This is a genomic window from Thiothrix caldifontis, assembly GCF_900107695.1.
GTDB classification, from domain to species: Bacteria; Pseudomonadota; Gammaproteobacteria; order Thiotrichales; family Thiotrichaceae; genus Thiothrix; species Thiothrix caldifontis.
In genome coordinates this window covers 49,939-69,107 of record NZ_FNQP01000016.1, presented here as the reverse complement: position 1 = coordinate 69,107, position 19,169 = coordinate 49,939, and the positions used below count along the sequence as shown (strand labels likewise).

Below are 19,169 nucleotides of genomic sequence, written 5' to 3'. Positions count from 1 at the left end.
TCAGAATGTCAATTGCCATGCGTCAATAAACGGCTGGTAAAACGCCATCGAGCGGGTTGTTGCCCCACGCAAACCCACCACCGCACTGGCAAATTGTTGGGCGCGTTGCACAGTTTGCGCCATTCCCCAGCCGTTTAACAAGCCCAACAGCACCACGCTGCTAAAGGCATCGCCCGCACCAACGGTATCCACAATGTGGGTGGTGTGTTCCGGCGCAACGTGCCAGCGTTCCCCACTGGCGGCGACTGCCATTGCCCCCGCTGCTCCTTGGGTGAGAATCAGGTATTGTAATGCTGAATCAGCAAACAACTGCTGGATTTGCGCCTCGGTGTCGGCGGCTTGCGGGATGAGGGTTGCCAATTCATCCGCATTGAGTTTGAGGTACGTGGCATGGCGTAACAGCGGCGCAATGCTTGGGGCATCCCACCAAGGCGCACGCAGGTTAATGTCAATAAAGCGCGGTAATTCAGGCTGTTGTGACAGTTGTTCCCACGTCGTGCGAGAAACCGGCTGACGCAACGCTAAACTGCCGTGATACAACAAGGCATTGCGGGGTAGCGGTGGCAAGCTTTCCGGTCGGATAAAATCCCACGCGCTGTCTGCCACAATCTCATACTGCGGTTCACCGTCGTGAAAACGTACATCCACCACACCGGTAGGGTGATGCGGGTCAAGTTGCAGCCCGCTTTGATCCATGCCCCATGCCTGCATCGCGGCTTGTACCTGTTCCCCCAGTGCATCCTCGCCGATACAGGACAGCATCAGCGGTTGTTGCCCGAAGGCTTGTAAATGCCAGGCCACATTAAACGGTGCGCCACCAAGGACAGACGTACCATCCGGGAAGCGATCAAACAATACTTCACCGAAAATCAGCGGGCGTAAGCGAGATGTTGGTGTTGCTGTCATGGCGATAACTCCAGTTGGGCAAGGATGTCAGGGTGGTAATGGGCAATGCCTTCCAGAATACCGGCGGCGTAATGCCCGTTCATGCCTGCCCAGCCTCCTTGCGCAAGGTAAACGGCATCGGCAACACCGCTCAAACGGCTCATTTGCAGGGCTTCACGCTTCAATTCCGTACTGGCATTGTTAACCAGCACCGCCGGAATCGGGCTGACCAGCACCGGCAAATCATTGCCACTGTCACCGGAAAACACGGTCTGTTGCAGGCTGAAGCCTTGCTGTGCCATCAGGAATTCAATCGCGTGACGCTTGCTGGCACGAGCGGGCAAAATGTCAAGTAAACCGATATTGGCAGGCTCGTCAATGCTCCAGATTAAACTGGCACGAATACCGTGTGTGGACAGGCGCATTTGTACTTCATCCATGACCCGCTGGTGGTTAAGTGCAAGGTCGAGGTAATAGCTCAGTTTGTAGGTGTTTTGCTTGCTGGCTTCCTGCAATTTTAGCATCGGGAAATCCTGCAATAACGCTGCCAGTGCCGCACGGCTATGCCCGTTCCAGTCAGGGGCAATGTGGTTTGCCCATGCTTCCCACGCTTGCCAGTCCCATTGGTCACAGGTGTAAATGGTCGCGCCCACATCCCCCAGCACAAAGTCGGGCAAGGGCAGATCGTAGGTGTGAATCGCATCCCGCACTAGTGATTGATCCCGCCCGCTGACATACGCTAGCGTAATGTTGGGTAATGCCACAAGTCGTCGAAAATAGTGCCGGGCGCGTGGTGATTCCGGCGCTGCCCCATTGGGGATCAGGGTGCGGTCAAGGTCAGTGCAAATCAGTAAGGGTTGCTTGGGCATCATGCGCTGATCTCACAACTTTGGAAAAACTGGTAATGCTCAATCGCTTCCAGAATCCCATCGGCATAGGGGCGGGTAGCAAAAAAGATGTTTACCCCTTCCTGCACCAGTTCGGACAATTCCTCATGGTGACGGTTAGCCACCACTACGGCGAGCGTATTGCCGCGCAACATATCGGCATCTGCGCCTGAACCACCCGCAGCGAGGATGCGTTCCAGCGGAATATCACGTTGATCGGCAACCCAGCGCAATGCCAGCCCTTTGGAAGCGCGTACCGGAATAATATCCAGAAATTGCCCAAAGGCTTGCACGACGTTGACGGCTTGCCCTTCCTGATGCAACAGGCTGTTAAGCTGCTGAATATCGGGGGCAATCTCTGGGTTGATGAAGTAACTGATTTTAAAGCGGCTTTGGTCGCGCTTGGCTTGCAGTTCGATACCCGGTATCCCATCCAGTACCCGGCGGATAATGCGCGGATTCCACAAGTGATCAATGTGGCGTTCCCACGCGGTATCGGGGAGGAGATTCGGCGCGTAATAAATTTCTGTACCCAAACTGGTGATTAGCACATCCGGCAAGGGAATGCGGTGGCGTTTCATGAGCTGGATCGCCGCATCCAGCCGCCGCCCGGTGGCAATGCCAAACAACACACAGCGGCGATTGTCTTGCAAAGCAGTGAGGAAGGGCGCGAGTGCTTCCGGCTTGCCCAACAGGTTTTGGTCAAGGTCAGAAAACAGGGCGCGGTCATGGTGCAATTGCTTACGGCGTTTGAGAGTTACAGGAGGAAGTGTTTCGGCAGCGGCGGTTGCTTCGGTACGTGCCATCAGGGGGCGCAATTCCGCCAAGTATTTTTCCACATGCGCTTGCCAGGAATAATGGTGACGTACACCCTGTAAACCTTGTTGCGCCAGTGTTTCCCACGCTTGTTGGTTGCTGGTTAATACTTGCCACAATTTGGCAGCCATATCGGCACGATCCAACGGGTTAATCAGATAGCCGTTGCGGCAATTGCCAATAATATCCGTGGGACCGCCGTCGTCGGTTGCCACAATCGGTAAACCACTGGCAGCGGCTTCGATCAGGGTTAGCCCGAACGGTTCGGTCAGGGCGGGGTTGATGAATACGCCTTTGCTGGCAGCCGCCAGTCGGTACAAATCCGGTACATCGTGGGCTTGATGGTGTTTGGGGTAGGCGACTTTGCCATACAAATCGTATTGGTCAACGGTGAGTAAAATGTCGCTGAGAACTTCCTGCGCACCGCTGTCAAGATCGCGGATGTCATCACGATTGCCCGCCACGATCACCAGATTCGCCAATTGCTGAAGTTCGGAAGATTCGCCGTAGGCACTCACCAATTCCACAATATTCTTGCGCGGGTCAGGGCGTGACAGTGCCAGAATCATGGGTTTGTCTGGCTGCGTCAGGAAACGTGCCAGTTCAGCCTGCATCAGGCTTGCGGGTGAGTCGGCTTGTGGCGGGTAAAATTGCTGTAAGTCTGTTCCCGGCGGAATCACCCGCATGTGTTCGGGGCGGTAATGGTCATACAGGGCGTATTGTTCCTGCACTTCCTGTTGGGTACTGGTGATGACCCGTTCGGCGACACCGAGGGTGGTTTCTTCGGCTTCAATACGGCGGGTAATGTGGTAACGGGTTTCGAGGGCTTCCTTGCTGTGACCGGCGGCGAGTAACTGACGGCGTTTGCTGCGCCCCAAGGAATGTCCGGTATGCACCAGCGGAATGCCGAGTAAACTGGCAAGGCGTACCCCGACATAACCGGCATCGGCGTAATGGCTGTGGAGGATGTCGGGCAAGCGCGGTTGCTGTTTGAGGTATTCCAGGGTGGAATCGGCAAAGCTGTCGAGCGAATCCCAGAGTTGTTCTTTGGGAATATAACCCGCTTCGCCGCAGTCAATGCGCACGATTTGGACATTAGCGCCGAGTGTTTCGCGAGGTTGAGCATAATCTGCACTCACTGTCGGGTCATCAACGCGGCGGGTGAGCAGGTCAACCCTGCCCACCCACGCATTCGCACCCAAAGCACGCGCCAGCTCCACCAGGTATTTGGTTTGTCCGCCGGTATCCGCATCGCGCCCTAATTCGAGGTTATGCCCGCGAATCAGACCGTGAATACTCAACAGGACAATATACGGTTGATGGTCATCTGGGGTCATGGGTTTAGCACTCTCCTTCCAGCTCGGTGAGAATTTCCTGACGGTGCGCAATCATGTCGGCGTATTCTGCCTCGTAGAAAAACTGCTTTGCGCCCAACGCAGGCTTGAGGTGATTTAACCAAGTCGCCTGTTCATCGTATTTGGCAAAAAACGGCTTTTGTACCCAATGGGGATTGCGTCCTTGAATAAACCGTAGCACGAATACTTTTTCGCCGCGAATTTCCACTACCCCTTGAATCTCGACTTTACCGGGGCTGGCACTCATGGAAGGGCCACGCGCAGTACGCGCTAAACCAGAGACACGCCGCATCGCGGTGCGGTAAATTTCCCAAGCTTTGGCAAGCGGCACTTCAAAGTAATGCTGTGCGCCGGTATCACGTTCCACAAACATGTAGTACGGCACAATGCCCAAGCGTACTTGTTCGCGCCACATTTTCACCCAAACCTCAGCGTCAGCATTGATATGGTTGAGTAACGGCCCTTGGCTGCGGATGATTGCCCCGGTACTGCGTAAGCGGCGAATCGCTTCGTGTGCCATTGGCGTATCCAGTTCGCGCCAGTGGTTGTAATGCGCCATGATCGCCACATGCTTGCCCGCTTTGACCAAGGATTCCAGTAAGCGCAATAAATCATCCGCATCGGGGTCGGTGACAAAACGTTGCGGCCAGAAGCTTAATGACTTGGTGCCAATGCGCACGGTTTGCACATGTTCCAACCTAGGTTTGAGTAAACCACGCAAATACGGCTCAAAATTGGCAGTTTTCATCACCATTGGGTCGCCACCCGTGAACAGAATGTCGGACACTTGGGTGTGGTGCTTGAGGTAACGCAACAGTTCATCGGCTTCCTTACTGGCAAAGCGCAAATCTTTGTCGCCCACAAATTGCGGCCAGCGGAAACAGAAAGTGCAATACGAATGGCAGACTTGCCCTTGACTGGGGAAAAACAGCACGGTTTCGCGGTATTTGTGCTGCAAGCCCTGTACCCGTTGCTGGTGGAAAATCGGAACATTCAGCTCCATTTGTCCGGCGGGGTGGGGGTTGAGTTTGGTACGTACTGTTTCGACTGCTTGCGCCAATTGTTCGGCGGGGGCTTGGCGTTTCATTAAATCGGCAATCAGGCTGAAATCGTCCGCTGCCAGCATTTCCCGTTGCGGGAACAGTAGCCGGAACATCGGGTCATCGGGAATGTTTCCCCAGTCGATCAGGTTTTCCAGTACGTAATCGTTGACGCGAAACGGCAACACGTTAGCAATTACCTGCATCTCGAAACGCATCTCAGCGGGTAATGCCTGCACTTGCGGAATACGTTCTAAATGCCGTGCAGCATACACCTTGAACGGTTTTTGGTGGTCGGTAGCCAATAATTGATTGGCGGTCATTTTAATAGGTTGTGTCATAACAACTCTCCTCTGCGTGATGCCCGTTAATGAATGGGCATTTGAAAGCAAACAGATACAGGTTGTGAGCCAGTATCCGGCGAAAGACACGCACTTATGAGGGAGTAAGCTCAGTGCGTGCCGAAGGAAAAGGATGGGTAGTAGTGCACAGAAATGGTGCATTACGGATTTGCATTTGATGCTACCACATTAGGCAAAATTATGCTGGGGGAAAACGAAGCGTATAGGGTTGTTGGTGTCAGCGAAATTAGACTCTCGCGAACGAGTTCACTATTATCTGACGCTTCTGGGGTGATGAATGAGTGCAATGTGGCTGATCAAAAAGATAAAGATTTGATAGAAACCAGCAAGGAATTGCTCGAAACCAGTAAAGACCTGATTGAAACCGGCATGGTGCAGGACTGGGTGATGATGCATGTGTTCACCCTAGAGCGCATCGTGCAGTACGGTTTGGTGATCCTTGGGCTGGTGTTGGCGGTGTACGCGAGTCAATGGGTACGGCGTCGCTTTTTGGCACAGACGGTTGAACAATTCCGGCTGCAAAATTTGTTGTATCGTTTATTGCGGCGGTTGGCATTTCCGTTGTTGTTGGTGTTTTGGACCAGTTTACTGATCGTGGTTTACGAAGTGCTGGCAAAGCCTTACCTGATTATCAACACGGTTAATAATCTGGCGATTGCTTGGGCATTGATTCGTTTGGCATCGGCTTTCATTAGTAACCCAACGATTAGCCGTTCGGTGGCGACGTTTATTTGGGGTGTGACCGCGTTGGCAATGCTAGGTTATTTGCCCAAAGTGGTCGAATGGCTGGAAAGCATTAAAATCGGTACGGAAAAAGACTCTCTCAGTTTGTATGACATTATTACCTCGACGCTATCAGTGGCGGTGTTTGTGTGGCTAGCGTTGGTAGTGGCGAGCATGATTGAGCGCACCCTGCAAAACAATCCGAATTTGAGTGTGTCAGCGCAGGCATTGCTGGCGAAAATTTCTAAATTTACCTTGTTGATGTTGGCATTTTTATTTGGGTTGAATGCTGTCGGGGTGAATTTAACCACGTTTGCGGTATTCGGTGGGGCAATCGCGGTCGGGATTGGCTTGGGCTTGCAGAAGGTATTTTCCAACTTGATTGCGGGCATTATTTTGCTCATGGATAAGTCGATCAAACCGGGGGATACCATTGTTTACAGTGGGCGTTACGGGCGGGTGAATAGCCTGAGTGCGCGGTATGTGTCAATGATTACCCGTGATGGCATTGAATACCTGATTCCCAATGACGAGCTGATCAATCATCAGGTAGAAAACTGGTCATACAGTGATACCAATGTGCGCTTGAAGATTTCGGTTGGGGTGCATTACCAAACCGATGTTAAAAAGGCGATGGCGTTGTGTATCGAAGCCGCGCAAGAAACCCCCAGAGTGCTGAAATCGCCTACGCCGGTATGCTTGTTGAAAGGCTTTGGCGACAATTCGGTGGACTTGGAGCAACGTATTTGGGTCAGTGACCCGATGAACGGTTGTGCGAATGTGAAAAGTGCGGTGATGGTGCGAATTTGGGAGAAGTTTCGCACACATGGCATTGAGATTCCTTACCCGCAACGTGATTTGCATTTGCGTAGTATCGCCCCAGAATGCCTTGCTGAATTGATTAAGGATTAATTGACACGCTTTGCTGCTGTAAAAAATGAGGGAGCCTAAGCTCCCCCAAAAGTCGACGGGTGTTTTAAGATAGGACAAACACTACGTCAGGTGAACACGATCGAATCAGACTGTGCGCTTATTTCAAGCGATAGGTCACGCCCATGAATAGTGACTTGTCAATTTCATCATTACCATTGCCACTGATTTCGTCATCCACTTTAGTGAGTGCTGCTGAGGTATCAAACGCCAGCTTGTTGCTGATGTAGTAACGGTAAGTGGATGTAGCCGCGTTGGTGGTGGTGTCACGCCCGCTGGTGTCATTGTGGTCAAAGTCCAATGCCCAACTGTTTAACCAGTCCACACGGTCAGACACTTCATGATTCAAGCTCATGGTGTTTTTGATGTTGTAGCTTTTGTCGCTGTCTTTGAGGATGGCAGACGCACTGGCTTCATTGGAAAACTGAGTGCGGTTGTTCAGTGGCTTGTGGTATTCGTGACTTAAATCCAATGCGGGTTTGCCGCCGTCGCCGTCATAATCCTTGATGACCGAACTTAGACCGGCTTTGGCTACCCAGCCGTGCTTACGGGTAGAAATACGCTCATTCACTAACACATCGTAGGCTTTGAGGATGCCAGCAGCACCAAGTTCACCACGGGTTTTGCCAGAAGTTTTCAAGATAGCTTCCATGTCGGCAACCCATACTTGTCGGTAATCAACTGCGCCGTACTTGGTACGGTATTCGCTTTCTTTGGCAATCACGTTCGCCAGTTGGTTGTGTTCTGCTTTTGTCAGATTGCCAGTGAGAATATTTTTTTCACGCAAGGCTTCTACCAGACGTATGGCTTGCGCCATTGGAGTGACGTTCACCACGCGCCCGTAACCTACACCAACACCTGCTTTTAAGCGTGGGTCATCTGCGCCTTTTTTGACACCTAATTCGGTATCACCGTACCAAAACGCGCCTTTGCTGCCGGGTTGAAAGTAGTTGTTAGCACTGGCTTTGGCAGTACCAATGTAGTTGTCTTGGGTGCTATCACCGGCATTACCACCACGTTTGGAAGAGCCTTGCAAGTCACCGCCAATGGTGATGTCGCGGTCGGGTGAGCTGAACACACGGTCATAATTCAGATCCACATTCAAGTCATGGCTGGTTTGCGCTTGGTTGCCGCTATTGACATTAAGGCGACCGGATACGTAGGCATCTTCGTAAGCACTGGTCGGTTCAGTGTAATCAAATAGGGTGACTTCTTCCGCTGTGAGGCTTGACGTGAGGCTCATAACCGTTGCTGCAACGCTCAGGCTTAGTGCGTATTTTTTCATGTTATCTTCTCCACAAACTTATTCAAAAATCATTTAAAAATTGTTCCGCAGTTAAGGCTTGTGCTAATTTCTCCTGCTTCACTGTTGGATGGGACTGCGCCTGTTAACGGAAAGTCACAAATTTTTCATAAAAAGTTGTATTGAAAAATTAAGTGATGTTGGTTTGTGACTTTTCGGGCATTCGGTGAGTCTCTTACATAAAGGAGGATTGATGAGCAGCACATTACAAGCCCTAGACGACGATAATTTATTGGAGCGCTGCCGCAGTGAGCTGCCTTATGTCATGGATGCATTCAGCGAAGTGGTGCGGCGTCACGAGCGTTATGTGTTCAATTTGTGCCGTCGTTATTTGGGCACGGAGGCAGACGCAGAAGATGTCACGCAGGATGTGTTTATGCGGGTATTCCATGCTTTGCCGCAATTTGAAGGGCGGGCGCAATTTAAAACTTGGCTGTACCGGATTGTGATGAATCAATGCCACACGGTCGCCGCGAAACGTAAACAATGGGTTCATGAGGCAGATTTGAGTGATCAGGAGGCTGGGAATGCGTTTGATACCTTGTTAGTCGACGAACATACCCCGCAGGCTGCCTACAGCCACACCGAGGAGGAGGATTGTGTGCAAAAAACCTTAGGTGAGATGCGCGAGGCAGAAAGTGAAATCCTCAACCTGCGTTTCATGGGTGAGTTGTCCCTAGAGGATATTGCCAATACCTTGGGTAGCAAATTAAGTGCGACCAAAATGCGCTTTTACCGCGCAATGGAACAATTTAAAAAACTTTACGAAAAACTGTGCCTGTGAGCCACTATGCCTAATGCAAATGAGCAATTGGAACAAGAGTTACGCGCCATCTGGCAGCAAGCCGCGAATACGCGCAAGGCGACTTCCTCGCAGCGGATTGAGCGGATTCTGAAACGTTCTCGTGCTGAGTTGTCGTTGCGTGATTTATTCAAGTTTGCTGGTTTTTTGCTGCTGACCTTTGCGCAATTATTCACGGCAGTGTTGGTAATCATGGCTGGCAAGCTCACTGTTATTCGCTCTCGATTGGAGAAGTCTTCGCATGAATCTTAATGTTAATGAACCCACCCGTTTTAGTGATTTACTCCAATTTGATGAGTTATTTAATCAGCGTCTGTTAGAACCACTGTTTTCCCAATGGGATTTGTTGATTGGTTTTCTGCCAAAAGCTATTGCTGCGCTGATTATTTTGCTGATTGGTTTAGTGATCGGGATTGTACTGGCGATGATTACCGGCTCGGTATTACGCAAAATGGGCATCGACAAGCTCAGTCGCAATGCCGGTGTTGATGCCATGATGTCGGAGGGCGGGGTGAAAAGTACCCCGTCACGTTTGATCGGCAAGATGGTGTTTTGGCTGGTGTTTTTCGCGACTTTAATGCCTGCGACTGAGTTATTGGGTATTAAGGAGTTGACTCAACTGACTGAAAGTTTCGTGGTGTTTCTGCCTAAAATCATTGCGGCGATTATTATTGTGGTGTTTGGGTTTGTGGTGGCAAATTTTCTGCGGCAAACCGTGCAGGGCAGCGGGAGTTTGGGGCTGACTTCAACCAATACGATTGGCGGTTTGGTGTATGGCTTGACGGTGGCGATTACGATTGTGGTTGCGCTAGGGCAAATGGGCATGGATACGCAATTGTTGTATACCGTGTTGATCACCATTATTGCGTCAATGGGGTTTGCGATTGCGTTAGCCGTCGGTTTGGGGGGGCGTGAGATGGCGCATAATTTGGTTGCGGGGTTTTACGCGCGAGAGACTTTTATGCCTGGGCAAACCTTGGGCTTCGGTGAATATAGCGGTGTTTTACGCGAGATTCGGGCGCAAAATGCGTTGATTGAGCTTGGGAATGGCAAGATTATCGCCATCCCCAACAGCCAGTTGTTTCAGTATTTAGTGAGCATTGAAACGCAATCTAATGTTGAAGGCTAAGTGAGATTGCTAATCCTTGCGGGCGTGCGTGCTTGCCACCACTTCCGCCAATTCACGCTCGGTGGCTGCATCCAGCACAATGTCACTCGTGGTAACGCCCGCCATTGGGTCGTTGTAAACGCTGGTATCTAACTTGCCTTCGCTTTTCGCCACAATCACCGATACGGTGGCATCGCCCGACACATTCACAGCGGTGCGAATCATATCCAGCAAGCGGTCAACGCCCAGAATCAAGCCGATACCTTCTACCGGCAAGCCGACTTGCACAAACACCATTGACAGCATAATCAGCCCCACGCCCGGCACACCTGCCGTGCCAATCGAAGCCAATACTGCCATGGCAATCACCACGAGGTAATCGCTGACACTCAGGTCAATACCGTAGACATGCGCAATAAACACGGTTGCCACGCCTTGCATAATCGCCGTGCCATCCATATTGATGGTCGCGCCAAACGGCACGGTGAACGAAGCAACGGAATTGTTGACCCCCAAGCGTTCGGTGACAGTACGCAAGGTGACAGGAATGGTGGCGTTGGAACTGGCAGTGCTAAAAGCGAAGACCTGTACATTACGCATCTTGCTGATAAAGCGCAGTGGGTTAAGCCCCGTAAGTACTTTCAACAATAGCATCAGTGTGCCGAACAGGTGGAACATGAGTGCGGCGACCAACACCAGCACGTAACCAATAAGGACGCTGAGTAATTCAAAACCCAGTTCCGCCATTGCTTTGGCAATCAGCGCGAACACGGCGTAGGGGGCGGCTGCCATCACAATGCTGACCATTTTCATCATGACTTCGTTGGCGAGTTCCGCGCCTTCAATCAGGGGTTTGGCTTTTTTGCCGACCATGAGGATGCTGATTCCGGCGAGAATCGCGAAGAAAATCACCTGCAACATTTCGCCGTTTGCCATTGCATTAATCGGGTTGGTGGGGATGATGTTGGTGAAGACGTCCAGCAGTGGCGGGGCTTCTCTACCGGTGAAAGCAGCATCGGTACTGGCTTGCATCCCTTGCCCAATGCCTGCGGTCAGCGCGAAAATGACGGCAGTGGCGACGGCTATCGCGGTGGTGAATAAATACAAACCGAAGGATTTCGCCCCGACGCGCCCCAAGGTGCTGAGGTTGCCAATGCCGCAAACGCCGCAAATCAGTGAGAACAATACCAGCGGTACAACCAGCATTTTCAGCGCATTGATGAACAATGTGCCGACAGCTTTGAATAAACCATTGACGATGTATTCATTCACAAAACTGCCAGCGGTATTTAACCCGCTGACATTGAGGAGTAAGCCGACGGCAATGCCAAGCAACATGGCAATGACGACTTGGGCAGTAAGTGATGGTTTGGTCTTGGGCATTCGTGCATTCTCGCTGATGGTGTAGAATCTTGGAGGTTAGCACATAGCAGTATGCCGGTTTATCCGTAATCTTGCTTACGTAGACTCTAGCATCACATCACTGCGGCATTAATCCATAGATGGATCCAAATGCTAATGACATAACCGAGAGCCACCGCCCACGTCCATTTCAGGTGTGACATAAACGTGTAAATCCCGCGTGCTTGCCCCATCAGCGCGACCCCAGCGGCTGAACCGATAGACAACAACGAACCACCCACGCCCGCTGTCAGCGTCACCAACAACCATTGCCCGTGCGACATTTCTGGGTGCATGGTAATGACTGCAAACATGACCGGAATATTATCGACCACTGCTGATAGCAAGCCGATCATAACGTTTGCCCAAGTCGCCCCCATGTCGGTGTACAGCACTTCGGAAACCAGTGCGAGGTAGCCAAATGCTCCCAACCCGCCGACGCACAAGATAACGCCGTAGAAGAACATCAGTGTGTCCCATTCCGAACGTTGCAATTGGTTGTAAATATCGAAACGCCCGACACCTTCTTCATTGTCATTGCTAGGGTCGTGGTCAGACATTTTCAAATACCAGCCAAACACTTGCAGTACCCCAAGCCCGGTCATCATGCCTAACACAGGGGGCAGGTGCAGTGAGTTATGGAACATGACCGCTGTAGCAATGGTGGCAATAAACAAACCCAGCACCACGAAACCGCCGCGTTTGATGGTCACCACATCCTTCATCGCCGCCGGTTTTCCTTTTTCAATGAAAAACGACATGATGAAAGCAGGCACGAGCCAGTTAAGCACTGAGGGAACGAATAAAGCAAAAAATTCTTGGAATTTCACAATACCTGCTTGCCACACCATTAAGGTGGTAATGTCACCAAACGGACTCCATGCGCCGCCTGCATTGGCAGCCACCACGATATTGATACAGCCCATGGCAACAAAGGCGGGCTTGTCGGCAGCGACAGCCATCAGTACTGCCGCCATCAACAGCGCCGTTGTTAAATTATCGGCGATGGGTGAAATAAAGAATGCCATCAGCCCGGTGATCCAGAAAATCCAGTACAGCGAAAAGCCTCTGGACACCAACCAAGACCGTAACGCCGCAAACATATTGCGCTCTTCCAAGGTATTGATGAAGGTCATGGCGGCAAGCAGGAACAGGAACAACTGCCCGTATTCCAGCAGGTTGTGATTGAGAATTTCACTCATCTGTTCCTGTCTGCCTGCGCTGGTATACGCAATCGCAACCAGTACCCAGATAATGCCTGCCGCGACAATCACGGGTTTGGATTTGCGCATGTGCAGGTGTTCTTCACCAATCACCAAACCATACGCAAAAATGAACAAAATTAAGGCGGTCAAACCCAACGCGGTGGCAGTCAGATTAACAACCTCAGTGCCACCGCTGCCACTGGCGAAACTGAGGGCGGGCAGTAATAACGTCATAAGTCCGGTAAAACAGGCTAACGGGAACGTCGATTTCATGTATTGATCACACCTTTTTTGCTGCATAACAGCACGATTATGTCATAAAAAAAGGCTCCCGAAGGAGCCTTTTCTCAAACCGAGTGGAGAGTCGGTTTAGTGAGTAGCAGCACCCGCACCACGTGGTACGCGAACGTCTTCAACCAAGTGTTGAATATGCTCTGGTGGCGCTGGCGTGAAGCGAGAAACAACAAACGCAACCACGAAGTTCGCAATCGCACCGACTGTACCAAACGCTTCAGGGGAGATACCCAAGAACCAGTTAGCTGCAACGTTAGGTGCCATTTCTGTACCTTTGATGAAGAACCAGCCTTTGAACCAGAAGATGTACAACAGGGTCAAGCCGATACCCGCCAACATCCCGGAGATAGCACCTGCGGTGTTCATGCGCTTAGAGAAGATACCCATCATCAACACAGGGAAGATGGAGGATGCCGCCAAACCAAACGCCAAAGCCACCACCTCTGCCGCAAAGCCCGGTGGATTCATCCCCATGTAGCCCGCCAAGATGATAGCGACAGTGATCGCAACCCGTGATGCCATCAATTCGGTCTTTTCAGAGATGTTAGGCATGAAAATACCTTTCATCAAGTCATGAGAAACGGAAGATGCGATAGCCAACAACAAGCCTGCTGCTGTAGACAGTGCCGCTGCGATACCACCGGCTGCTACCAGAGCGATAACCCAGTTAGGCAGGTTAGCAATTTCTGGGTTAGCCAGTACCATGATGTCATTGTCGACCTTAGTGACTTCGTTACCTTTCCAACCGAGATCAGCAAACTTTTTGGTTTTCTCGTCCGTCATGTACTTGGTCATGGCTTCGTCAGCGGCAGTCTTAGCAGCGTCAACCTTAGCTTGAGCGGCTGCGGTATCACCGGCTTTGTCCTGTGCTTCTTTCAACGCTTTCTCAGCAGCGCCCAAGTCAGCTTGTGCTTTGCTTAATGCGCCATCGTTGTAGTACTGGATTTTGCCGTCGCCGTTCTTGTCTTGGAATGAGATTAAGCCGGTTTTTTCCCAGTTTGCCATCCATTGTGGACGTGCATCCATTGCCAAGTTGCTATCAGCCGCACCGATTTCACCGGTTTGGATGGTGTTCACCAAGTTCAAACGTGCCATTGCACCGACTGCCGGAGCCGTGGTGTACAACAACGCGATGAAGATCAATGCCCAACCCGCAGAAGAACGTGCATCCTTAACAGTGGCTACCGTGAAGAAACGGATAATAACGTGTGGCAGACCCGCAGTACCGATCATTAGCGTCATGGTTAACATGAAGACGTTGATGGTAGTGTCGTTTTGGGTGGTATATGCCTTAAAGCCTAGGTCAGTGACGACTTGATCCAGTTTATCCAACATGAAAATGCCACTGCCATCCGCCATTGTCGAGCCTAAGCCCAGTTGTGGGATGGGGTTGCCAGTCAGGTTAAGGGAGATGAAGATGGCAGGAATGGTGTAAGCCAAGATCAAAACAACGTATTGCGCAATTTGGGTGTAGGTAATGCCTTTCATACCGCCGAAAGCAGCATAGAAGAACACGATAATCATACCGACAACCAGACCCATTTCCATGGAAACACCCAGGAAGCGAGAGAAAGTAACGCCTACGCCTTTCATCTGACCGATTACATACGTCAGGGAGATAACGATCAAGCAGATAACCGCCACGATACGCGCCGTCTTGGAGTAGTAACGGTCGCCAACGAACTCAGGTACGGTAAATTTACCGAATTTACGCAGATACGGTGCTAACAGCATCGCCATCAGTACGTAACCACCCGTCCAACCCATCAGGTAAGCCGAAGCGTCATAGCCTTTGAAAGCAATGATACCCGCCATCGAGATGAAGGAAGCCGCTGACATCCAGTCCGCTGCTGTCGCCATACCGTTTTGGATAGGGCCGATACCACCACCCGCTACGTAGAAGTCACTGGTAGAGCCAGCACGCGCCCACCATGCAATACCGAAGTACAGGGCAAAGCTCAAGCCGACGAGGGCATAAGTCCAGATTTGAAGTTCAGTCATGTATTTCTCCCCTTATTCGTGAACATCAAATTTGCGGTCGATCTGCCCCATGCGCCATGCATAGAAGAAAATCAAAGCCACGAATACGTAAATTGAACCTTGCTGGGCGAACCAGAAGCCAAGTTTATAACCGCCAAGTTGGATGGTATTGAGTTGATCAAGCAACAAAATACCAAAGCCAAACGACACCACGAACCAAATAACAAGGCAAATAGAAAGCAAGCGAACGTTCGCTGCCCAATATGCCTTTGCAGATCTATCCAACATATATAAGACTCCTCCGTTGTTGTACAAACGCGAAGAGTTTAGCGTGAATGCAAATCATCAAGCAATCACAAAACAAAGATTTTTGGTGATTGCACAACATTTTGTAGATTCTTGTGCGGTGTTTTGGGGGGTGAGCGGCATATTTTGCGGTGCTTTACTTTGTTATTGTCGACAATCTGAAGATTTGCGTGATGTGCAAGTGTTGGGTCAGGTTGTTGCATTTATACCTACAAAGCAGCTATGACGTGCACTTAACGGTTAAAACTGAATGCATTATTTTGGTGCATTATCGTTGTTGGTGTATGTGTGGTGAACCCTATGTCATATATAATTAATTGAAATAAATAGATAAATTTACATGGCATTGAATTTGCATTGGTTTCATTATGGATAATACAAGTCTGAAGAAAAGTGATCTGCTGGATACCCTGACATGCTCCATTGTGGTGCTTGATGCAGGGCTTGCTGTTGTGTACATGAATCAGTCGGCTGAAATATTATTTGGGCAAAGCCAACAGCGTGCAGTGGGGGAGCCGGTAGCATTATTGTTGCGCAGCAAAGAAGTCTTAGAGCACTTAGAGCTGGCCTTGAGTTTAAGTGACCCACAATCCATTCGTGAATGCATCATTGAGCTGGCAACAGGTGAAGCAATCACTATTGACTGTGTGATCACCCCCATTACGTTACGTGACTGGAAAAATCACCTGCTATTGGAAGTGCATCGTATTGATCGCAAACTGCGCATTGTGCGTGAAGAGCAAGTGATCCACCAACAAAAAGCGGTGCATGAGTTGGTACGCGGTATCGCGCATGAAATTAAAAACCCACTGGGTGGCTTGCGTGGGGCGGCGCAACTGTTGGAAAGTGAGCTGGATAACCCAGAACTGAAAGAATACACCCAGATTATTATTTCCGAAGCGGATCGTTTGAAACATTTGGTGGATGGCATGTTAGGGCCAAGTCGCTTGCCTCACCCGGAAAGCGTTAATATTCATGAGGTGTTAGAGCATGTACGCCATTTGGTGAGTGCAGAAGTACCTGCTGATGTGCAGTTTATACGTGACTACGATCCTAGTCTGCCTGAGTTTCAGGGCGACCGTAACCAGCTCGTACAAGTGGTATTGAATATTGTCAATAATGCAACTCGCGTGTTAGCAGGCAGTGGTCTGATCATGTTGCGTACTCGCATTCTGCGACAATTTACGATCCAGCAAACACGTTATCGCCATGTACTGAAAGTCGAAATTTGTGATAACGGTCCAGGGGTGCCGGAACATTTGCAGGATAAGTTATTCTTGCCAATGGTAAGTGGGCATCCTGAAGGTAGTGGTTTGGGGTTGGCGATTGCCCAAACACTGATGCGCCGTCATAACGGTTTGATTCATTGTGAGTCCGTTCCGGGACATACCTGTTTTTCTATTCTGATCCCGTTGGAGGAAGACCATGCCGCACACTGAAAATGTCTGGGTTGCTGATGACGACCGTTCGATCCGTTGGGTGTTGGAACGGACATTACAAAAAGCAGGCATTGCAGCACGCAGTTTTGAAACAGCGGATCAGGTCATTGCTGCCCTGCGTAGTGAGCAACCGGATGCTTTGATGACCGACATTAGAATGCCAGGCACAGATGGCTTAATTTTGTTGGAACGGATGCAGCGTGAATACCCATCGATCCCGGTCATTATTATGACAGCACACTCCGATTTGGAAAGTGCGGTATCCGCGTATCAGGGGGGGGCGTTTGAATACTTGCCCAAACCGTTCGATGTCAATGAAGCCTTGGAGCTGGTACGCCGTGCTTGCAAAATGCGCCGTGAACGTGAGGGTGAAAAAGCGCCTGATCAGGTCTTAGAATTGCTCGGTGGGCGCGATATTATTGGTCATGCACCCGCAATGCAGGAGGTGTTTAGGGCGATTGGCCGACTGTCCAAATCCAGTATCACAGCACTCATTACGGGCGAGTCGGGTACAGGGAAGGAATTGGTTGCTAAAGCCTTGCATACACATAGCCCGCGTTCGAGTAAGCCATTTATTGCACTCAATACCGCCGCGATTCCGCGTGAATTATTGGAGTCAGAATTATTCGGGCACGAAAAAGGTGCATTTACGGGGGCATACGCACAACGCAAGGGACGTTTCGAGCAAGCTGACGGTGGCGCACTGTTTTTGGATGAAATCGGTGATATGCCTGCCGAATTGCAAACGCGCTTATTGCGGGTGTTAGCGGAAGGTACGTTCTACCGTGTGGGTGGGCATACCCCGGTGAAGGTGGATGTGCGCATCATTGCAGCGACGCACCAAAATTTAGAGGAGTTGGTGCACAAAGGGCAGTTCCGTGAAGACTTGTTCCATCGTCTGAACGTGATCCGTATCCACAATCCACCGTTGCGGGAGCGGCGTGAAGATATTCCGTTGCTGCTCAATCATTTCTTACACCGTGCGGCGGAAGAGTTACAAGTGGAATCGAAAACACTGTCAAGCCGGGTGACGGAGCACTTGCAAACCTTACCCTGGCCTGGAAACGTGCGCCAGTTGGAAAATACCTGCCGTTGGCTCACTGTCATGGCTTCCGGGCGTGAAATCGTGATGGATGATTTGCCTGCTGAGTTACTGGATAGTGACCCCGGCAAAACCGAAATCCCGGATAACTGGGAAAAAGCGTTAGCACAGTTTGCCGATTACAAACTCAATAAAGGCGACATGAACTTGCTAACAGAGCTAAACCCCATTTTTGAGCGCATTTTGCTGCAAGCAGCCTTGAAAAAAACCGGTGGTCGTAAGATTGAGGCGGCTGATTTATTGGGGTGGGGGCGTAATACCCTCACCCGTAAGCTCAAGGAACTCGAAGTGGAAGATGTGTAACGCTATTTTTAGAAGCGATTTTTGCGGATGAGTCCGTTGTGACGTCCGCCTAGTGCAAGATGGTGGTTATACAGTACACCAAAGAATCGGGTACTTTCTAAGAGTCGTCGAAACCGCAGCCGAAATAGACGTGGTTCTGCTAATAGACGCCAGACACCTTCAAATCCAGCTTTTTGCATGAAACGCGGTGCACGTTTGACTTGGCCTGAAACAAAGTCAAAGGTACCGCCGCAACCAACCACCAAACGTACTTTATGTTGTTTGAGAAAATCGAGATGGTCATGGATCCAATATTCTTGTTTGATAGCACCGAAGGCAACAAATAAAAAATCAGGTTTGAATTCGGTAATTTTATTAAGAATCTCTTGGCTGTTTTTTGCGCTAAATGGGTAGTTTTCGTAGGGAGGGGAATATCCATCTACCCGTAAGCCATAGGTTGCCCTAATTTTTTCTACTGATAGCTTATTCGCTTTGGTTTCGCCGCCTAGTAAAAAAATGCTTTTGTTATTTTTTTGCGCGTTTGCGCAGGCATCATAAATAAGATCAGAACCACTGATCTTGTCAAAATGCTGCTGTGAGTTCAGCAAGCGTGCAAAAAAATACGGAATCTGACCATCAAACGTGGCGTAGTTATCATTGATAATGTTTAGAAAAGTAGGGTTGTGATTCGCCTTCACAATAAACTCAGCATTTACTGTGACAACAAAACGTGTCTCGTCATCTTCCCTGAATAGTTGCTCTTGTTCTAAACAACTAAAATTGATGCCGCAAAAATTAACAGCCTCCATCTACTATTCCTCACCTTGAACTAAAAACAATAACCCTTAACAGCCGCGCATCCTGCGTCATTATATGTTTTAAGCCACTAGTTGCTATTTTACACTTAACTTCTCTTTGAGAGGGTGTAGTGAGCAATAACAATTCGATG

At 50.2% G+C, this 19,169-nt stretch carries 17 protein-coding genes; 7 read left to right on the top strand and 10 right to left on the bottom strand.

Annotated features, from left to right (window positions below; all coding sequences use genetic code 11):
• From BLV87_RS13215 to BLV87_RS13200, 4 genes are read right to left on the bottom strand one after another with little or no spacing between them, the layout of a single operon-like run.
• Window positions 1–906 carry a carbohydrate kinase family protein gene (locus BLV87_RS13215; protein WP_093069405.1) on the bottom strand — a complete coding sequence of 302 codons (906 nt, stop codon included), beginning with the start codon at window positions 904–906 and terminating at the stop codon, window positions 1–3.
• The gene (locus BLV87_RS13210) at window positions 903–1,757 is read right to left on the bottom strand and encodes an HAD-IIB family hydrolase (protein ID WP_245707032.1); all 855 of its coding nucleotides are present in this window, start codon (window positions 1,755–1,757) and stop codon (window positions 903–905) included. Before BLV87_RS13210 ends, BLV87_RS13215 begins: the two co-directional genes overlap by 4 nt.
• Entirely contained in the window at window positions 1,754–3,925 is a 2,172-nt protein-coding gene (locus BLV87_RS13205) for an HAD family hydrolase (RefSeq protein ID WP_093069403.1), read from the bottom strand. The genes BLV87_RS13210 and BLV87_RS13205 overlap by 4 nt, the downstream gene beginning before the upstream one ends.
• A 4-nt stretch (window positions 3,926–3,929) precedes the next feature.
• Complete coding sequence (locus tag BLV87_RS13200) at window positions 3,930–5,324, bottom strand: KamA family radical SAM protein (protein ID WP_093069402.1); 1,395 nt, start codon at window positions 5,322–5,324, stop codon at window positions 3,930–3,932.
• 309 nt (window positions 5,325–5,633) lie between these two features.
• Between BLV87_RS13200 and BLV87_RS13195 the strand changes: the two genes are divergently transcribed.
• Entirely contained in the window at window positions 5,634–6,980 is a 1,347-nt protein-coding gene (locus BLV87_RS13195) for a mechanosensitive ion channel family protein (RefSeq protein ID WP_245707031.1), read from the top strand.
• Window positions 6,981–7,098: 118 nt separating this feature from the next.
• On the opposite strand, the gene BLV87_RS13190 is transcribed toward BLV87_RS13195, so the two are convergent.
• Window positions 7,099–8,283 (bottom strand): hypothetical protein, encoded by a 1,185-nt coding sequence (locus BLV87_RS13190; RefSeq protein WP_093069400.1) that lies wholly within the window; start codon window positions 8,281–8,283, stop codon window positions 7,099–7,101.
• A gap of 211 nt (window positions 8,284–8,494) precedes the next feature.
• Here BLV87_RS13190 and BLV87_RS13185 point away from each other — a divergent pair, with 211 nt between their 5' ends.
• Genes BLV87_RS13185 through BLV87_RS13175 form a run of 3 tightly spaced genes read left to right on the top strand, consistent with a single transcriptional unit; the run spans window position 8,495 to window position 10,232 of the window.
• Window positions 8,495–9,085 carry an RNA polymerase sigma factor gene (locus BLV87_RS13185; RefSeq protein WP_093069398.1) on the top strand — a complete coding sequence of 197 codons (591 nt, stop codon included), beginning with the start codon at window positions 8,495–8,497 and terminating at the stop codon, window positions 9,083–9,085.
• 6 nt (window positions 9,086–9,091) lie between these two features.
• The gene (locus BLV87_RS13180) at window positions 9,092–9,355 is read left to right on the top strand and encodes a hypothetical protein (protein WP_093069397.1); all 264 of its coding nucleotides are present in this window, start codon (window positions 9,092–9,094) and stop codon (window positions 9,353–9,355) included.
• Window positions 9,345–10,232, top strand: coding sequence for a mechanosensitive ion channel family protein (locus BLV87_RS13175; protein WP_093069395.1), 888 nt, complete (start codon window positions 9,345–9,347; stop codon window positions 10,230–10,232). Before BLV87_RS13180 ends, BLV87_RS13175 begins: the two co-directional genes overlap by 11 nt.
• A 9-nt stretch (window positions 10,233–10,241) precedes the next feature.
• Here BLV87_RS13175 and BLV87_RS13170 read toward each other — a convergent pair whose 3' ends face one another.
• The 4 genes from BLV87_RS13170 to BLV87_RS13155 form a co-directional block, all read right to left on the bottom strand.
• Complete coding sequence (locus BLV87_RS13170) at window positions 10,242–11,594, bottom strand: dicarboxylate/amino acid:cation symporter (protein ID WP_093069394.1); 1,353 nt, start codon at window positions 11,592–11,594, stop codon at window positions 10,242–10,244.
• Window positions 11,595–11,686: 92 nt separating this feature from the next.
• Window positions 11,687–13,090: a sodium:proton antiporter NhaD gene (gene nhaD / locus BLV87_RS13165; protein WP_093069392.1), complete on the bottom strand. Its 1,404-nt coding sequence runs from the start codon at window positions 13,088–13,090 to the stop codon at window positions 11,687–11,689.
• 96 nt (window positions 13,091–13,186) lie between these two features.
• Complete coding sequence (locus BLV87_RS13160) at window positions 13,187–15,112, bottom strand: sodium:solute symporter family protein (RefSeq protein WP_093069390.1); 1,926 nt, start codon at window positions 15,110–15,112, stop codon at window positions 13,187–13,189.
• A 12-nt stretch (window positions 15,113–15,124) separates the two neighbouring features.
• On the bottom strand, window positions 15,125–15,379 hold the full coding sequence (locus BLV87_RS13155) for a DUF4212 domain-containing protein (protein ID WP_093069389.1): 255 nt from the start codon (window positions 15,377–15,379) through the stop codon (window positions 15,125–15,127).
• 43 nt (window positions 15,380–15,422) lie between these two features.
• Here BLV87_RS13155 and BLV87_RS19105 point away from each other — a divergent pair, with 43 nt between their 5' ends.
• From BLV87_RS19105 to ntrC, 3 genes are all read left to right on the top strand, one after another.
• Entirely contained in the window at window positions 15,423–15,623 is a 201-nt protein-coding gene (locus BLV87_RS19105) for a hypothetical protein (RefSeq protein ID WP_139282184.1), read from the top strand.
• A 142-nt stretch (window positions 15,624–15,765) separates the two neighbouring features.
• Complete coding sequence (glnL, locus tag BLV87_RS13150; protein WP_093069387.1) at window positions 15,766–16,836, top strand: nitrogen regulation protein NR(II); 1,071 nt, start codon at window positions 15,766–15,768, stop codon at window positions 16,834–16,836.
• Entirely contained in the window at window positions 16,823–18,241 is a 1,419-nt protein-coding gene (gene ntrC / locus BLV87_RS13145) for a nitrogen regulation protein NR(I) (protein WP_093069385.1), read from the top strand. Before glnL ends, ntrC begins: the two co-directional genes overlap by 14 nt.
• Window positions 18,242–18,249: 8 nt before the next feature.
• Here ntrC and BLV87_RS13140 read toward each other — a convergent pair whose 3' ends face one another.
• Window positions 18,250–19,029: a WecB/TagA/CpsF family glycosyltransferase gene (locus BLV87_RS13140; RefSeq protein ID WP_093069384.1), complete on the bottom strand. Its 780-nt coding sequence runs from the start codon at window positions 19,027–19,029 to the stop codon at window positions 18,250–18,252.
• Window positions 19,030–19,169 lie beyond the last annotated feature (140 nt).

What these genes read in the sequence shown, in the direction of transcription:
- BLV87_RS13215 (WP_093069405.1), bottom strand. Translation starts at nt 906, where the DNA reads ATGACAGCAACACCAACATCTCGCTTACGCCCGCTGATTTTCGGTGAA.
- BLV87_RS13210 (WP_245707032.1), bottom strand. Translation starts at nt 1,757, where the DNA reads ATGATGCCCAAGCAACCCTTACTGATTTGCACTGACCTTGACCGCACC.
- BLV87_RS13205 (WP_093069403.1), bottom strand. Translation starts at nt 3,925, where the DNA reads ATGACCCCAGATGACCATCAACCGTATATTGTCCTGTTGAGTATTCAC.
- BLV87_RS13200 (WP_093069402.1), bottom strand. Translation starts at nt 5,324, where the DNA reads ATGACACAACCTATTAAAATGACCGCCAATCAATTATTGGCTACCGAC.
- BLV87_RS13190 (WP_093069400.1), bottom strand. Translation starts at nt 8,283, where the DNA reads ATGAAAAAATACGCACTAAGCCTGAGCGTTGCAGCAACGGTTATGAGC.
- BLV87_RS13185 (WP_093069398.1), top strand. Translation starts at nt 8,495, where the DNA reads ATGAGCAGCACATTACAAGCCCTAGACGACGATAATTTATTGGAGCGC.
- BLV87_RS13180 (WP_093069397.1), top strand. Translation starts at nt 9,092, where the DNA reads ATGCCTAATGCAAATGAGCAATTGGAACAAGAGTTACGCGCCATCTGG.
- BLV87_RS13175 (WP_093069395.1), top strand. Translation starts at nt 9,345, where the DNA reads ATGAATCTTAATGTTAATGAACCCACCCGTTTTAGTGATTTACTCCAA.
- BLV87_RS13170 (WP_093069394.1), bottom strand. Translation starts at nt 11,594, where the DNA reads ATGCCCAAGACCAAACCATCACTTACTGCCCAAGTCGTCATTGCCATG.
- nhaD (WP_093069392.1), bottom strand. Translation starts at nt 13,090, where the DNA reads ATGAAATCGACGTTCCCGTTAGCCTGTTTTACCGGACTTATGACGTTA.
- BLV87_RS13160 (WP_093069390.1), bottom strand. Translation starts at nt 15,112, where the DNA reads ATGACTGAACTTCAAATCTGGACTTATGCCCTCGTCGGCTTGAGCTTT.
- BLV87_RS13155 (WP_093069389.1), bottom strand. Translation starts at nt 15,379, where the DNA reads ATGTTGGATAGATCTGCAAAGGCATATTGGGCAGCGAACGTTCGCTTG.
- glnL (WP_093069387.1), top strand. Translation starts at nt 15,766, where the DNA reads ATGGATAATACAAGTCTGAAGAAAAGTGATCTGCTGGATACCCTGACA.
- ntrC (WP_093069385.1), top strand. Translation starts at nt 16,823, where the DNA reads ATGCCGCACACTGAAAATGTCTGGGTTGCTGATGACGACCGTTCGATC.
- BLV87_RS13140 (WP_093069384.1), bottom strand. Translation starts at nt 19,029, where the DNA reads ATGGAGGCTGTTAATTTTTGCGGCATCAATTTTAGTTGTTTAGAACAA.